The sequence below is a fragment of the Aeromonas sp. FDAARGOS 1417 genome (assembly GCF_019046985.1).
Classification (GTDB): Bacteria; Pseudomonadota; Gammaproteobacteria; order Enterobacterales; family Aeromonadaceae; genus Aeromonas; species Aeromonas veronii.
On sequence record NZ_CP077221.1, the window covers coordinates 82,360 to 97,273 of the forward strand.

The following is a 14,914-nucleotide window of genomic DNA, read 5'->3' on the forward strand; positions in this document are numbered from 1 at the left end:
AAGGCGCAAAAAATGGGATGCATCAAATGCGGATCAGGCAGCCGCCGGATCCGTCAGGAAGAGGAGATGAGCAAACAGTGGATGTGCCAGCCCCTCCGGGGTCAGGCGCTCAGATAGCTCTGGGTGAAGCGGTATTGCAGATGTTGGCGCTGTAGATGGCGCCGGTGGATCGCGCCAAAGCGATCGCGAAAACTCTGTTTGTGATAGAGCTCGGGTGCCAGCATCAGCCAGCCGAGCAGCAACAGCAGGATGGCCTGGGCCGACCAGCTCTGGATCAGCTCGTAGACCACACTCTTGGGCTGGTTGTCACTGCGCAGGGATTGTTCGAGACGCAGCAGGTGATTCTGATGGCTGCCGACAAACTTGATGATGCCATCATCGCTGTCGCTAAGCTGATTGAACACCTGAGTCTGCTGCTGTTCACTCTGGGGAGATGCGGGTAGCAGCGGGCCTTCCATTCGGGCGATGGAACAAAGCAGGGTGAGGGCGATAACCAGAGTTACCAGCACCAGTTTTACTTTGTCGATAAGGCGCAAAAAGTTAATTCCCGATAAATAGAAAGGGCAAACTACCACACGCGCCCGGTTTGAACAAGGTTGCCCTGGGCGCATGGCACCATTCGATGCCGCTCGTCAGCTGCCGCTCATCTGTTTGAAGTCGCGGGCATAACCCTTGAGCAGGGAGTAGAGATGGGCCCGCTGGGAGATATCAAGCGACTGGCTCATGGCGCTCAGCCAGTTGACGGTACGCTGGCGTGACTGCTCGGTATAGCCGGTAAAGCGGCCATCCATCAGCCCATCCCCCTCGGCCAGCAGGTCAGTCAGCTCGCGGGTAAAGGCGGGACTCTGGCGCTGCTTCATCAGCCTGTCCAGCTCCTGGGTCCAGGACTCCTGAAACTCGAGCCAGGGGGGCATCAGCTCGTATTGCCATTCGGCCCACTGGGCCACCAGTGGCGCCTGTGCCGGTTTCACCTCACCAATCCAGAACTCGAGCCGCTTGTTCATCTTGTCGCGAAACTCCGCCAGCATCTGCTCTTTGGGCTCAGTGGCAAAGTCCTTTTGCCGCTCCTGTTGCCGCTTGACCCGATCGGTCATAAAGCGGGCCACCTGCTCGTCGGTCAGGGTGCGCGCCAGCCTGACCGCGCGGGGGATAGTGTTTTCAAGGGTGCGGGTCAGACTCTGTTGCACCGCATCGAGATTGGTCGAGATCTGCTCCGGCGTCATGGGGCTGGCCACTGCCTTGGCCAGCGCATCGAGATCCTTGGCGTAGCGCGGCAGCTCGTGTTGGCGATGCCAGGCCATCAGCCCCTTCACTTCGCGGCTGAGCAGATCCTTCTGCGAATAGGAGAGGGCAAAGTAGTCATCCAGCTGCCAGATGATGGCGGTATCGAGCCAGTAGTAGATCACCCGGGTCGAGCAGCCGGTCAGCAGCAGGCCGATCAGCAGCAGACCCCAGGTTTTCGGCTTGTGCCAGCGCACCTTGTTTATCATCTGTTACTCCAGTCGTTGCCGGTTGATGGCGATCAGGGTGTCATAGTCGAGTGAGGGCTGTTGCTCTGCCATCAGCAGGGCCCAGAGCAGGCCGATATAGTCGACCCAGGGTAAAAATGCCTCGCTCTGAAAATCGGGCCACTGGTGGCGCGGCAGGGCCTGCAGATAGTGCGCTTCCAGCTCGTCGCGCCGCTCGGCGGGCCACTCATGGGTGCGCTGGATGCTGGCGAGCTCAAAGCCGGGGTGACCTGCCGCTCCATACTCCCAGTCGATGACCCAGGGTTTGCTTCCCAACAAGTTAGCCGGATTGAGATCATGGTGGCAAGGGCGCCAGCAATCATTTGGCTCACTGCTGGCGAGCAAGCCCCGCTCCAGGGCGAGCAGCCAGGAGGGAATGTGAGCCAGTCGGGCGCGATAGCCTGCGGCGTGGGCTCGCACCGCCATCACCACCGCAGGCAGCGGCAGGCGATGGAGCTTGCGCAGCACCTCTGCCAGCAGACGGGGCTGATCGGCTGCCGGTGGCGCCGCGTGTACCCAGCTTGGCTCATCGCACCATGCGAGCAGCATCAGACCGCTGGCGGGATCGCCATAGTGGCAGGGCAGCGCCAACCCTTCTGCCATCGCCCCCTGATAAAGCTGCCACTCGGTGGGACGGTCGATGCCAAGGCGCACCGGGTCGGAGTGGCCCTGACGCAAAAAGTAACTGCGCCCCGAGGGGAGGCGCAGTCGATAGTTGCAGTTGGTCAGACCTAACCCGAGTGGTTCCAGCTGCCCCTCCCGCCAGGGGGCGGGCAGGCTGGCCAGTAGCGGATCACAGTTGCCTGTCACCAGGAGCCTGTTACCAGCCAAAGGTGGATTTCTTCGCCTGTTTGCGGATCTCTTTCTGATCGGCCCACAGCAGTTCGCCGTTTTGCAGATCCATCAGGTTCATGGTCATCTGGTAGTAGACATCCTTCACCTTGCCATTGTCTTTGACGATGCTGGCGAGGTTGCCATAGACCATGTAGCGGGCACCGGTCTGCTTGCCCAGACGCACCATGGAGGCAGGATCCACCATGCCGCTGCTCTGCTGATATTCGAGCTGCTGCTTGACGGCGGCGACCTTGCTCATGTCGACGAAGCGGAACTTGCCAGCCCGCAGCAACTTGGTGCGGATGGTGTCGGTGATGGCTTCGGTATCGATGTGCTCGGAGGTCTTGTTGCGGATGGAGTCCATAAACATCACCGGACGACCGCCTGCGGTGATCTCGCTGGTGGCAGGGGAGGCGAGCATGGAGTCCGCCATCTTGTCGGCGATGGCCTGCAGGTCGCTTGAGCCGTAATCGACGGTGACGGTTTCGGTTTCAGTGGGATCGCCATAGCTGACGGTAGTGCTGGAGCAGCCGCCCAAGAGCAATGCAGAGGTCAATATCAGCAGGGCATGATTCATTTTCATCTGTAGGATTCCTCAATCACTTCGCGTACGTAAATCCGGTAACCCTGCGCCGCCGGGCTGGGCGCCAGGGCCGAGAGGGTGCGGGTCTGATAGCCATGCAGCTTGATGGGGGTCCAGCCGCGGCCATCGCTGGCGACCTCCTGACCGGCCTCATCATACCAATAGAAGATATATTGCAGCTTGTTATCGCCGCGCTGGGTGCTGGCGGCGGCCACATTGACCTGCAGCAGGCCATTTTGCTGGCGGCGGCTCAGCTCGGTCAGGGTGACGTTGACGTTTTGATGCTGCTCCAACGTGGGAGCACCGCCCGCCGGGCCATAGAGCGCCACGCCGGAGGTGTTGGTGGCGCAGCCGGTCAGCAGCAGCGCGAGCCCGAGGGCCAACCCGTATGCTTTCATCTTGCTCTCCTTCATCGGGGTGAGTGGGGCCGCGTGTGTGCTTGCCCGGTTAATTGTCTTGCTCATCTCTCTTCGTCATCTGCTCAGAGCGGCATCACCCGGGTGGTCAGACCGGCACCGAGGCGCTGTACCCAGACCAGGGTGGTGCGTCCCTTGTGGATGGTGAGCGGCAATTGCCGCTGCGCCGTCCCTGCGCCCAGGGTGAGATTGATGTCACCTGCCGGCACCATCCCCTGCCAGCTCGATGCCTGAGCTGGCAGCGTCAGCCAGCTGCGGGTATCAGCCCGCTCCGAGAGGGTGTTGAAGATCCCCACCAGAATATTGCCCACATCGCCTCCCTCTTTGGCGGCGGTGCGGCGCATCTGCTCCTTGGCCACCAGCCGCAGCGCCTGGCGGGTCAGCATGCCGGGCAGCCGCTCCTGCAGATCTTTGGCGGCCAGCGCTTCCAGCCTGACCAGCTCGCTGGTCTGCCAGGCCCGCTTGCCGACTTCCACCGTCAGCGGGCCGGTGTCGCTGGCCCGATTATCGTAATAGGGGATGGCGACGGTAAAGGTGCGAAAATTGCCGCGGGAGGTGGAGATGGGCAGCGGCAGGAACAGTTCGCGCCGTGCCGGGATCAAACCATCTTCAAACAGTACCACCAGTTGGCCTTGATCTTTTGCAAGTGGCGGTGCTTTGCGGCCTATCTTTTTCTCGGTCTCGCGGATCTCGTCCGGCGCGCCACGCAGCACCGCCAGACGCAGCAAGGCATCTTGCAGGCTGCGGTTGTCCGGCGCTATCTGGTAGCCGCGCTGATAGTCGACCCAGGCATCGTTGAGATCCCCGGCCGCCTCATAGAGCACGGCGGAAAAATAGAAGGTGTAGGCGTTCTGAAAACCGTTTTTGACCTTGCCGATCAACCGATCGAGATCCGGTGCGCCGCGCGACATCAGCTGGCGCATCTCACCTTCTGCTTCGGCCTCTTCGCTCTCATCCTTCGCCTTGCGCACCTCATCGGCTCGCCGTTTCAGGGCCTGTTCCTGCACCTGATTGGCCCGACGCACCTCCACCAGGGCGCCATCGGCATCACCCCGTTGCAGATAGTTGAGGGCCAGATAGTGATGCAGCATGGTGCGTTCGTAATCGGGAGTACGATAGGCCATCGACTGATCGTTGGTGAGCAGACTGCCCACCTGATCCAGACCGTGGCTCAGCCGGTATTCGGCCTGATTGTCTTCCCACTGAAGGCGGCTGTCAGCGGCGGTGAACGCCTGCTTGCTGCCCGCATCCTGACCTGCCAGCCAGGCAATGCGCCCCTGTTCGAGCCGATCCAGCACAAAGGTGTCATCCCCAAGGGTGGAGTCGCGCACTTCGGGCAGCGCCTCGGCGGCATGGCCCAGCAGCAGCTGGTTGCGCAGGGGCACCATCTGATCGGAGTAGGAGACGAACATATCCTGCCAGTGGGAGGCACAGCCCCCCAGCAATAGCAGGGCGCCGCAGAGCAGCAGGGCGCTGCGGCAGGTTGAGGCGTTGCGATTCATTACAGGCTGAGCAGCGGTCCCAGCGGCTGGCCACCGACCAGATGCATGTGGATGTGGTAGACCTCCTGCCCGCCGTGGCGGTTGCAGTTCATGATGAGGCGGTAGCCATCTTCGGCGATGCCAGCCTCGGCGGCCAGTTTGCGGGCCACGGTGAACATCCGGCCAAGGGCCAGTTCATGTTCGGCCTCCACGTCATTGACGGTGGGGATCAGTACATTGGGGATGATCAGAATATGGGTCTTGGCCTTGGGCTGGATATCCCGGAATGCGGTGACCAGATCGTCTTGATAAAGGATGTCGGCGGGGATCTCTTTACGGATGATTTTGCTGAAAATGGTTTCTTGCGCCATGGCTAACTCCCTTATATGAAACAGAAAATTGAACTAGAACCCCAAGCGGCTCCCGAAAGGGGGGCGAGCAGCACGCCAAGTGTGACACAAGCCGACATTTGACACAGCTGATGTCCCATTCCCTTCAGTTATTGTTAAAAATACCGATAGCCAGAGGGACGTCATCTGCAGCGCCTGTTCAGGGTGGTCTGCAGGGTATCAAAAGGACGGGGTACTCAGGCAAGGGACTTTTGCATATACAGCGGGACAATAATGAAACAAACAATGTCGGATCTCTCCATCTTGCAGCGAGTCTACCTTGGCTTCGCGATCCTGGTGGCCGTGATGGTGGCCAGTTCACTGCTCACATTTCGTAGTCAGGAGACCCTGGGGAACGCACTGGAGCAGGTTACCCAGCAGTCTATGCCGCTGGTGATTGCCAGCAGTCAGACCCAGATCACCCTGCTCAGTGCCAACAAGTGGCTGGGGGATGTGCTCACCGAGCAGGATCCCAAACAGCTGCCGGCCGAAGTGGCCGAACTGAAACAGGCCAAGGCTGCGGTGGGCAAGAGCCTTGACGTCTTGCGCCAGCAGGTGGCCCACCATCCCGAACTGCAAGGGGAGATGAGCAGCCTCAGCCAGCAGGTCGACAGCTACCTGCAACTGACCGATACCCTGCCCGGCGAACACGAGGCGCTGCTCACCCGACTGCACAAGGTCAATCTGGCCAAGGGGCAGTTTCAGGTCAGTCTGCCCCAGTTCAAGAAGAGTCTGGGTGACATGATGGTCACCATCGACGACAGCTTTATCAAGATGCTCTCCGAGACCCTGACCACCAAGCTCTCCGCCATCGAACTCTCCACCATGGACGCCCTCAATCAGACCATTCCGGCCCCCATCGAAGGGGCGCTCAAGCGCAACAAGATGCAGATCGAGGGGTTCAACAGCACCATCAAGGATCTGCAGGGGGAGCTGAAGAACTTCGAGAACGACATGGGCCACTATGTTCACGGTTTTGTACGCGACACCACCGCAAGCGAAGGCGTGCTCTCCCAGTATCTGGCGCTGATGAAGCAGCAGGAACAGATGCGGGAGAAGAGCAAGCAGGCCAGCGCCCTGATCGTCGAGATCCAGAATCGGCTTGAGCGGATCACCGGCCAGAGTCAGCAGCTGATGAGTCAAAGCATTCAGCACGCCAAAGCCACACAGAGCCAGAGCACCCTGACCCAGGGAACCAGCATCGTAGTCGCCATCCTGATCGCCATGCTGGTGGCTTATACCCTGGGCAAGGCCATTCGCCGTCCGCTCAGGGAGTTGCTGCGGGTGCTGACCGAAGTGACCCAGGGCGACATGACCCAGCGCATCGGTTTTCAGAGCAAGAACGAATTCGGTCAGCTGGGCAGCCAGATCAACCTGCTGATTGCCCAGATGGGGGAGGTGCTGGCACAGCTTTCACAAGCGTCTGCCCAGCTTAACGATGCCGCCCACGGCAACCGCCACACCACCGAATCGGTGCGGGCGGATCTGGAGAAACAGCGGCAGGAGACCGCCTCGGTCGCCGCCGCCATGACCCAGATGGAGGCCTCGGTGCGGGAAGTGGCGCAGGCTGCCAACCAGACCCTGGAGCGGGTGCAGGATGTGGAGAAGGCCTCCGAGATGGGACGCAAGGTGATGGCAGGCAATATCACCACCACTCATCAATTGGCGGGCAAGCTGCAACAGACCGGCAAGGTGATTGGCGATGTGAGCGCCATGAGCAGCCAGATCGGCAATATCCTCGATGTCATTCGCGGCATCGCCGAGCAGACCAATCTGCTGGCCCTCAACGCTGCCATCGAAGCGGCGCGGGCCGGCGAGCAGGGGCGCGGATTTGCGGTGGTGGCGGATGAGGTGCGCAGTCTGGCGGGTCGTACCGCCCAGTCCACCAGCGAAATCCAGACCATGATCGAGAACCTGCAGCAGGGGGTAGCCAAGGCGGTGACCGTGATGCAGGAGTGCTCTCGCGAGATGGACAGCTGCGTGGATCAGAGCTCTCACGCCAACAACGCCATGGAGGAGGTGCAGGGGATTGTGGTGCTGATCAGCGACATGTCGAGCCAGATCGCCTCTGCCGCCGAGCAGCAACAGGCCACCAGCGCCGATATCGCCACCAACCTCAACCGCATCTCCGATATCTCGGATCTCAACTATCAGGGGATCGAGCGGGTGGCCGAGACCAGCCAGCAGCTGGACACCCTTGCCGAGCAGCAGGAGAGCCTGGTCAAGCGCTTCCGCCTCAGCGCCTGATGGTCGAGAGTTGAAACAACAAGGCCCCGCAGATGCGGGGCCTTCTCTTTATTGCGGCAGCGACAAGGGGATCAGGCGTAGGCAATCGCGCCCTTGCCGACCCCTTCATAGGCGACAATCTTGACGAACTTGTCGCCCACCATCTTCTTCTTCACTTCGCGAGCGATGTAGCAGGCCAGCAGCTCGACCGTGGTGTCGGTGTCGATCATCTCTACCTCGGCGCTGGGGATGGCCAGTTGGAACAGCCCTTGCGGCGCCACATATTTGAAGCCGCAGTGATGCTCGCCAAGCTGGGCATTGGCGCGGGGGCTCAAGGCGAGCTCGGTCAGCGCCACCTTGTCCTCCTCGGTGCCGAGGTAGATATCGCCCCAGCGTTCGGCCCAGTTGAGCTCAAGCTCCTGGTCGCGTTCGCCATCGACGTGGATCTCGATGGGAGAGCGGTGGCCGTGGGCGATGCGCTGGCAGTTGCCATCGTGCTTTTTCAGGCCGTGGCTGTAGTGGTAGAAGGCGCCGGTGATCGCCTCCTGACGCAGGGTCAGGGAGAGATCCTTGATATTGCCCGGTAGCCGTTTGGCCAGTACCGCCAGCAGGTAGCGGGTCACCGACTCTTTATCAACTTGCGGGGCCGGGATAAAGGCAAAGCCCTGGGATGGGCAGCGCAGATGGATGGAGCGACCCGGGCGCAGCAGATCCACTGTGCTTTCGCCACCATCCAGAGCCTCAACGTGGATCAGCGGGCACTCGGTCGGCACCAGCAGCTTGTGGTCCACCTCTTCATCAATGATCGACTTGATCAGCTTCTTTACCCGGCCAAAGTCCAGCAGCATGCTCATTTCGTTGAGCTCACCGCTCATTTCGATATCTACCAGCCAGCTCTCGCCCACCATGCCGCGGCGTTCGCACAGGTAGCTGGAGTCGATCACGGTCAAATCTCTTACAAATAACTTCATCAGTCAGGCCTTGCTACAGAGAAAGGGCAGTTTTGCGCTATTATGACCCGCGATTATCGGCAAAGGAACTGGAACCCCCCATGAACAAACTGCTTATCAAGAATGCCACCTTGGTCAACGAAGGCCGTATCTATGCCTCCGATGTGTTGATCGAGGGGGAACGGATTGCCCGCATCGCCCCGGATATCGAGGCGCCCGATGCGCTGGTGATCGATGCCGCAGGTCGCCATCTCATCCCCGGAATGATCGATGATCAGGTCCACTTCCGGGAGCCGGGATTGACCCACAAGGGGACTATCGCCAGCGAATCCCGCGCCGCCGTCGCCGGTGGCACCACCAGTTTCATGGAAATGCCCAACGTCAATCCCCAGACCACCACCCTCGACGCCCTCGAAGCCAAATACCAGATCGCCGCCAACTCCTCCGTCGCCAACTACAGCTTCTATCTCGGCGCCACCAACGACAACCTTGAAGAGATCAAGCGTCTCGACCCCAAGCAGTCCTGCGGGGTCAAGGTGTTTATGGGCTCTTCGACCGGCAACATGCTGGTGGACAATCAGGAGACCCTGGCGGCCATCTTCCGCGAAAGTCCGGTGATGATCGTCACCCACTGCGAAGACACCCCGACCATCGCCAAGGCGGAAGAGGCGGCGCGGGCCAAGTGGGGCGAGAATGTGCCGATGGGCGAGCACGGCCGCATTCGCAGTGACGAGGCGTGCTACAAATCCTCCAGCATGGCGGTGGCGCTGGCGAAAAAATACGGTGCCAAGCTGCATGTGCTGCATCTGACCTCGGCCAAGGAGCTGTCGCTCTTTACCGCCAGCCACGATCTGAGCGAGTTGAAGGACAAGAACATCACCGCCGAGGTGTGCGTTCACCACCTCTTCTTCAATGAAGCCGATTACGAGACCCAGGGCAGCCTGATCAAGTGTAACCCTGCGGTGAAGAGTGCCGCCGACCAGCAGGCACTACTGGATGCGGTACGCAACGACGTGCTCGACATCATCGCCACCGACCACGCGCCGCACACCTGGGAAGAGAAGCAGAACAGCTACTTCAAGGCGCCGTCTGGCGTGCCGCTGGTGCAACACTCCCTGCAGGCATTGCTGGAGCTCTACCATAACGGCGTATTCACCCTGGAGACCATCGTCAAGAAGACCTCCCACGCGGTAGCCGAGCGTTTTCAGGTAGAAGATCGCGGTTATATCCGCGAGGGGTATTTCGCCGATCTGGTGCTGCTGGATCTGGGCAAGCCCTATGTGGTCAACGATGACAACATCCTCTACCACTGTGGCTGGTCGCCCTTCAACGGCTACCGCTTCCACAGCACGGTGGAGATGACGCTGGTGAACGGCCAGATTGCCTGGCAAAACGGGCAGGTGACTGACCAGATCCTGGGCAAGCGGCTGACCTTTAACCGCTGATTGTTCGCAAAGCAGGCGAACGCACCGTGGCCGAGGAATTGGCGGCGTTTCCCTGTTGACAGGGCAGGGTCATCTCCATAAACTCTGCCCCCGTCAGCCGAGCTGACTCCGTCGGTGTGTAGCGCAGCCAGGTAGCGCATCTGCATGGGGTGTAGAGGGTCGGAGGTTCGAATCCTCTCACACCGACCAAATTCCCCGGTAAAGGCCTTGTCAAACGATAAGGCCTTTTCTTTTGCCTGTGATTTGCCGCACAGTGAAGCCAGTGGTGATGCACGCTGGTCTCTGTTGGCGTGAGTCGATTGTGCAGCCACCGCGCTTTATGGTGTAGTAACGATTCTGTTGCTCATTTGCCTGGCGAGGCCTCTCGTGTCTGCATCCGTATCTAAACCCTGTTGTCTGCTGATGCTCACCCTGCTGCTGGTGGGCTGCGCCACCCCTTACGAGAGTGAAAAGTCATTCTGGAACGGCCAGACCGGTTTTTCCCAGACCCGGCTTGGCCCGGACAAGTGGCAACTGGAGTTTGTCGGCAACGATCTGGTGGACAGGGAGACCGCCCGCAAATATGTGCTCAAGCGGGCAGGGGAGCTGGCACTGGCAGAGGGTTACTCCTGGCTCAAGGTCGATGAGCTGACCATTAACCGCGATGCCGTCAGGGTGACCCCATCACGGCCGATATTCGGCTTTGACGAAGATGAACCTGATCTCTTTATGGCCCAGATGCAGGTGCAGCATACCATCTCGGCGCTGCTCACTTTTCGCCTGTTGCCACGGGCACTCGATGAGCGAACTCTGAATGCGAAATATCTCGCCGAAATCAAAATAAACAGTGATTAATATTGGTGGTTTGCAAGATCCATATCACATACACCTAATGGCAGGATAAAATTCTGGATAAAGCCTCTAGATTTACCCCCTGCTTTTAGGCATTCTCCCAGCATACCAGCCGCCAGGAATCAACGGCTCGGATCACAAAAACGGACTGTAGTGGCTCCCACGCCACTGTTTACGGCTTGCACCAATCAAAACCGGGACTCCCCCATGAAAATGAATAAACTGACGGTCGCCATCCTCATCTCCATGATGTTTGGCATCCTCACCGGCCAGGGCTATCGGATGTTTGCCGCAGATCAGGCTGCGGATTTCGCCAATAACATCACGATCCTGACCGATATCTTCCTGCGCCTGATCAAGATGATCATCGCTCCCCTGGTCTTCACCACCCTGGTGGTCGGTATCGCCAAGATGGGCGACACCCGCACCGTGGGTCGTATCGGTGCCAAGACCCTCGGCTGGTTCATGCTGGCCTCCCTGATGTCCCTGAGCCTGGGTCTGGTGATGGTGACCCTGATGCAGCCGGGTGTGGGTCTTTCACTATCCCTGCCCAATGACACCGCCAGCTCGGGCATTGCTGCCGGTGCCATTACCCTGAAAGATTTTGTGACCCACGCCATCCCCAAGAGCGTGGTCGAGGCGATGGCCACCAACGAGATCCTGCAGATCGTGGTCTTCTCCCTCTTCTTCGGTCTGGCTGCCGCCGCGCTCGGCGATCTGGCCAAGCCGGTGGTGGTGCTGATGGCCAGCGCTGCCGAGATCATGCTGAAAGTGACCGGTTATGTGATGAACTTTGCACCGTTCGCGGTATTTGGCGCCATCGCCGCCATGGTGGCCAAAGAGGGGCTGGGTATTCTGGTTACCTACGGCAGCTTTATGGCCCAGTTCTATATCGCGCTGGCCTGTCTCTGGCTGCTGCTGATCGCCATGGGTAGCGTCTTCCTGCGTGGTCGCGTCATCAAGCTGCTGGCGATGATCCGCGAGCCGATCCTGCTTGCCTTCTCGACTGCCAGCTCCGAAGCGGCCTATCCGAAGACCCTGGATCGTCTGGAGAAGTTCGGTTGTGACAAGCGCATCGCCAGCTTCGTGCTGCCGATGGGGTACTCCTTCAACCTCGACGGCTCCATGATGTACTGCACCTTCGCGGTGATGTTCATCGCCCAGGCGTATGGCATCGAGCTCTCCATGGCCCAGCAGATCACCATGCTGCTGCTGCTGATGGTCACCTCCAAGGGGATGGCCGGGGTACCGCGCGCCTCTCTGGTGGTGATTGCCGCCACCCTGAACCAGTTCCATATTCCGGAAGCGGGCATCCTGCTGCTGCTGGGGATCGATCACTTCCTCGATATGGGCCGCTCTGCCACCAACGTGCTGGGCAACGCCATCGCCGCCAGCGTGGTCGCTAAGACCGAAGACAGTCTGGGTGAAACCGTCGCGCTGGGCGAGAGTGAGCCAGCCAAAGCCTGATCACAACGCCATGAAAAATAAACAACAACGGCCCGCCAATGCGGGCCGTTGTTGTTTATGGCTCGTCTACACTGCTAGATAGTTTTCATCTGGAGTGTACGGTTATGAACATTGCTCGTCGGCTTCAACTGATAGCGCTGCTGGTTATGCTGGCGCTTGTTTTCCTCAGCTGGTTCAGTATCAACCGCCTTGGGGCTGGCAATCGAGACTTGAGCTATGTGACGGACAATACGGTGCCCAGTATTGCGCTGATCAAGGAGGTGCAGGCTGCGTTTTATGAGCTGCACTCCCGGGTTCAAAGCCATATCCTCAACACCGACAATGACAAGATGCAGCAGATAGAAGCGGATATTGCCGAGCATCGCAAACAGATCAATTCGCAACTGGAGAAATATAAAGCAGAGATGCTCTCCAATGACGAAGACCGACGCCTGACCGACGATGATCAACGCATTATCGCGCAATATTATCAGGAGATAGACAAGGTTCTGCAGCTCTCCCACCAAAACAAAAACGACGAAGCGCGAGACATGCTGGCAGGAGAAGCCTCCAGACTGTTCCATCAGTTTGCCAAGGCAATCGAGCTTCACGTCAACTTCAATATGGATTTGGGACTGGCGCTCAAGAAGCAGGGCCAGGAGAACTACGACAGCAGCCTGCAAACCCTGTTGTTTATCGCCGGTGGTGCCACCGTACTGACGATGGGGCTGTTTGTCTGGTTGTTCAATCAGGTGGCCAATCCCCTTCGCACCGCCATGGATACCCTGACCCGGATCCAGCGTGACCTCAACTTTACCCTGAGAGCAGACGTGAAACAGCAGGATGAGATTGGCCTGACCCTCAATGCGGTTAACCGGCTGCTAGATACGCTGCAACAGACATTTACCGAATTTTCCGTAGGCAGCTTGCAGATCAAGAGCACTGCCGAATCCCTCTCTCAGGCAGCGCAGCACCTGGCCAGCTCGGCTAATCAGGCCAATGATGCCACCAGTCTGATAGCCGCCGGTGTGGAAGAGATGACGGTCAGCATCACAGATATCTCCCAGCGTACTCAGGAGACGAGCCGTATCACCAATGAGTCGGGGCAGCTGGCGACCGAGGGGGGCCGGACCATCGAGCGCACAGTCCATGCCATCAACGAGATCGCCGACTCGATCCGGCAGGCCTCGGCCGAGGTCATTGCGCTGGGTGAGGGTATTTCGCGCATTGGCGGTGTGGTCAACGTGATCCGTGATGTGGCGGGGCAGACCAACTTGCTGGCCTTGAACGCGGCCATTGAAGCGGCGAGGGCCGGGGAGTCCGGCCGTGGCTTTGCGGTGGTGGCGGATGAGGTGCGCAAACTGGCAGAGCGGACGGCGCAATCCACCCAGGAGATCTCCGCTACGGTAGAGGCGATCCAGCAGGAGTCGAACAATACGGTCTCCCGCATGCATCTGGTGGAGGAGAAGGTGAGCCAGGGGGTCACCATGGCGACCGAGAGTGGTGCCATTATTGCCGAAATCCGCAGTGCGTCGCACCGGGTGATGGAGCAGGTGGGCGAGATCACCAATGCCATCCGCGAGCAGAGCTCGGCCGCCGAGTCGATTGCCCATCAGGTGGAGCAGATTGCTCAGGTCGTGCAGCAGACCAGCAGCACAGCGGAAGAGACCTCAGCCGCAGCCGAGGAGCTCAATGTCACCACCGAGAGCATCCACCAGCAGATATCCCGCTATCGCATTCAGTAACGCCGACGGTTGTTATCCATCTGCTATCCCCGCCAGCTGGCGGGGATTTTTTTATATGGCTTGCTTAGAAGCCTGAGCCCGGTTGCTGCAAAAATGCTGCCTCTTCCGGTGTGCTGGTGCGACCTAGAATGTCGTTGCGGTGGGGGAAGCGGCCAAAGCGTTCGATGATCACCTGATGGCGGCGGGCAAAGTCGGCAAATCCGGCAAACGTTGCTTGCGCCGGTGTGCCAGCCTGCTCGGCAGCGAGTGCCTCGAACAGGGCCACACTTCTGGCCTGCTGCTCCCGGGATTCAGCATGTTCCAGCGGCAGATAGAAGAAGACCCGCTCCAGTGGCGAGAGGGATTTGTCCGCCCCGATGGATAGCCCTTTCAGGCAGAGATCCCGTGCCAGCGGATCCTGGGCAAAGGCCGCAGGCGTGCCGCGATGCATATTGCGGGGCAGCTGGTCGAGCAGCAGGATCAGCGCCAGCCGACCGCTGGGGAGGTCGGTCCAGTGGGCTAGGCTGCCCTTGGCTGCCGCCTCTGCCAGCTCGCCAAAGCGGCTGGCCAGCAGGGCATCCGTTTCGCTGCTTTTTCCCCACCAGAGCGGGGCTTGCCGTGTGGCCCGCAGGACGTCATCGGCTTCGTCGCCAAACCAGAGATCGAGCAGAGGTTGCCAGGGTTGCATGGGAACTCCTTGAGGTGATTCAGAGGGAACCAGGAACAAATGGCTCAGGGGTGCTGCCGAAACGGCGGCTTCTCGTTACACTGTGCCATCTTTTGCCCGAAAGACGTAACCCCCCGATGGCGAGCGCCGGATTTTTGGCTCGGCCGATGATGGCCTGCGATCGCCATGAGGTGGTCCTGTTGACCCTGGTGGTTATCGGGATGTACATCTCTCTCGCGGTGTTGTTCTCACTGATATAAGGAATCTTTGATATGGCCGGAACCAGTTTGTTGGCCCTGCTCGACGATATCGCCAGCGTGCTCGATGACGTGGCGCTGATGACCAAGGTCGTGGTGAACAAGAGCGAGACATTTTTCGGGAAGACGTTTCTCACTGATATAAGGGATCTTTGAT

General features: G+C 59.6%; 15 protein-coding genes and 1 tRNA gene. 7 read left to right on the top strand and 9 right to left on the bottom strand.

From position 1 onward, the window contains the following. Window positions 1-101: 101 nt before the first annotated feature. The 7 genes from I6L47_RS00375 to hinT form a co-directional block, all read right to left on the bottom strand. Window positions 102-536: a hypothetical protein gene (locus tag I6L47_RS00375; protein ID WP_005334044.1), complete on the bottom strand. Its 435-nt coding sequence runs from the start codon at window positions 534-536 to the stop codon at window positions 102-104. 96 nt (window positions 537-632) lie between these two features. Continuing rightward, on the bottom strand, window positions 633-1,490 hold the full coding sequence (locus tag I6L47_RS00380) for a DUF6279 family lipoprotein (RefSeq protein ID WP_216948377.1): 858 nt from the start codon (window positions 1,488-1,490) through the stop codon (window positions 633-635). Window positions 1,491-1,493: 3 nt separating this feature from the next. Beyond that, the gene (locus tag I6L47_RS00385) at window positions 1,494-2,318 is read right to left on the bottom strand and encodes a choline/ethanolamine kinase family protein (protein WP_254204785.1); all 825 of its coding nucleotides are present in this window, start codon (window positions 2,316-2,318) and stop codon (window positions 1,494-1,496) included. A gap of 10 nt (window positions 2,319-2,328) precedes the next feature. Continuing rightward, complete coding sequence (lpoB, locus tag I6L47_RS00390; RefSeq protein ID WP_005334041.1) at window positions 2,329-2,925, bottom strand: penicillin-binding protein activator LpoB; 597 nt, start codon at window positions 2,923-2,925, stop codon at window positions 2,329-2,331. Continuing rightward, the gene (locus tag I6L47_RS00395) at window positions 2,922-3,323 is read right to left on the bottom strand and encodes a YcfL family protein (protein WP_216948379.1); all 402 of its coding nucleotides are present in this window, start codon (window positions 3,321-3,323) and stop codon (window positions 2,922-2,924) included. The genes lpoB and I6L47_RS00395 overlap by 4 nt, the downstream gene beginning before the upstream one ends. An 83-nt stretch (window positions 3,324-3,406) precedes the next feature. After that, window positions 3,407-4,843 carry a COG3014 family protein gene (locus I6L47_RS00400; protein WP_216948380.1) on the bottom strand — a complete coding sequence of 479 codons (1,437 nt, stop codon included), beginning with the start codon at window positions 4,841-4,843 and terminating at the stop codon, window positions 3,407-3,409. After that, window positions 4,843-5,193, bottom strand: coding sequence for a purine nucleoside phosphoramidase (hinT, locus tag I6L47_RS00405; RefSeq protein WP_005334033.1), 351 nt, complete (start codon window positions 5,191-5,193; stop codon window positions 4,843-4,845). Before hinT ends, I6L47_RS00400 begins: the two co-directional genes overlap by 1 nt. A gap of 252 nt (window positions 5,194-5,445) precedes the next feature. Here hinT and I6L47_RS00410 point away from each other — a divergent pair, with 252 nt between their 5' ends. Then, a complete protein-coding gene (locus tag I6L47_RS00410) occupies window positions 5,446-7,458 on the top strand; it encodes a methyl-accepting chemotaxis protein (RefSeq protein ID WP_160881455.1) in 2,013 nt (670 codons plus the stop codon). A 71-nt stretch (window positions 7,459-7,529) separates the two neighbouring features. Here the strand turns inward: I6L47_RS00410 and I6L47_RS00415 are convergent, their stop codons facing one another. Next, the gene (locus tag I6L47_RS00415) at window positions 7,530-8,408 is read right to left on the bottom strand and encodes a 6-carboxytetrahydropterin synthase (protein ID WP_216948381.1); all 879 of its coding nucleotides are present in this window, start codon (window positions 8,406-8,408) and stop codon (window positions 7,530-7,532) included. 80 nt (window positions 8,409-8,488) lie between these two features. Between I6L47_RS00415 and I6L47_RS00420 the strand changes: the two genes are divergently transcribed. The 5 genes from I6L47_RS00420 (at window position 8,489) to I6L47_RS00440 (ending at window position 13,854) form a co-directional block, all read left to right on the top strand. Continuing rightward, window positions 8,489-9,832, top strand: a complete 1,344-nt coding sequence (locus I6L47_RS00420) for a dihydroorotase (protein ID WP_216948382.1) — start codon at window positions 8,489-8,491, stop codon at window positions 9,830-9,832. A 112-nt stretch (window positions 9,833-9,944) separates the two neighbouring features. Next, window positions 9,945-10,021, top strand: a tRNA-Pro gene (locus I6L47_RS00425). A 213-nt stretch (window positions 10,022-10,234) separates the two neighbouring features. Continuing rightward, window positions 10,235-10,666: a hypothetical protein gene (locus I6L47_RS00430; protein WP_041235087.1), complete on the top strand. Its 432-nt coding sequence runs from the start codon at window positions 10,235-10,237 to the stop codon at window positions 10,664-10,666. 204 nt (window positions 10,667-10,870) lie between these two features. Beyond that, window positions 10,871-12,130, top strand: a complete 1,260-nt coding sequence (locus I6L47_RS00435; protein ID WP_005334018.1) for a dicarboxylate/amino acid:cation symporter — start codon at window positions 10,871-10,873, stop codon at window positions 12,128-12,130. 104 nt (window positions 12,131-12,234) lie between these two features. Then, window positions 12,235-13,854, top strand: a complete 1,620-nt coding sequence (locus I6L47_RS00440) for a methyl-accepting chemotaxis protein (protein ID WP_005353060.1) — start codon at window positions 12,235-12,237, stop codon at window positions 13,852-13,854. Between the two features lie 64 nt (window positions 13,855-13,918). Here I6L47_RS00440 and I6L47_RS00445 read toward each other — a convergent pair whose 3' ends face one another. Next, a complete protein-coding gene (locus I6L47_RS00445; RefSeq protein WP_216948383.1) occupies window positions 13,919-14,521 on the bottom strand; it encodes a DUF924 family protein in 603 nt (200 codons plus the stop codon). 251 nt (window positions 14,522-14,772) lie between these two features. On the opposite strand from I6L47_RS00445, the gene I6L47_RS00450 reads away from it, so the two are divergent. Then, window positions 14,773-14,913 (top strand): hypothetical protein, encoded by a 141-nt coding sequence (locus I6L47_RS00450; RefSeq protein ID WP_193558099.1) that lies wholly within the window; start codon window positions 14,773-14,775, stop codon window positions 14,911-14,913. Window position 14,914 lies beyond the last annotated feature (1 nt).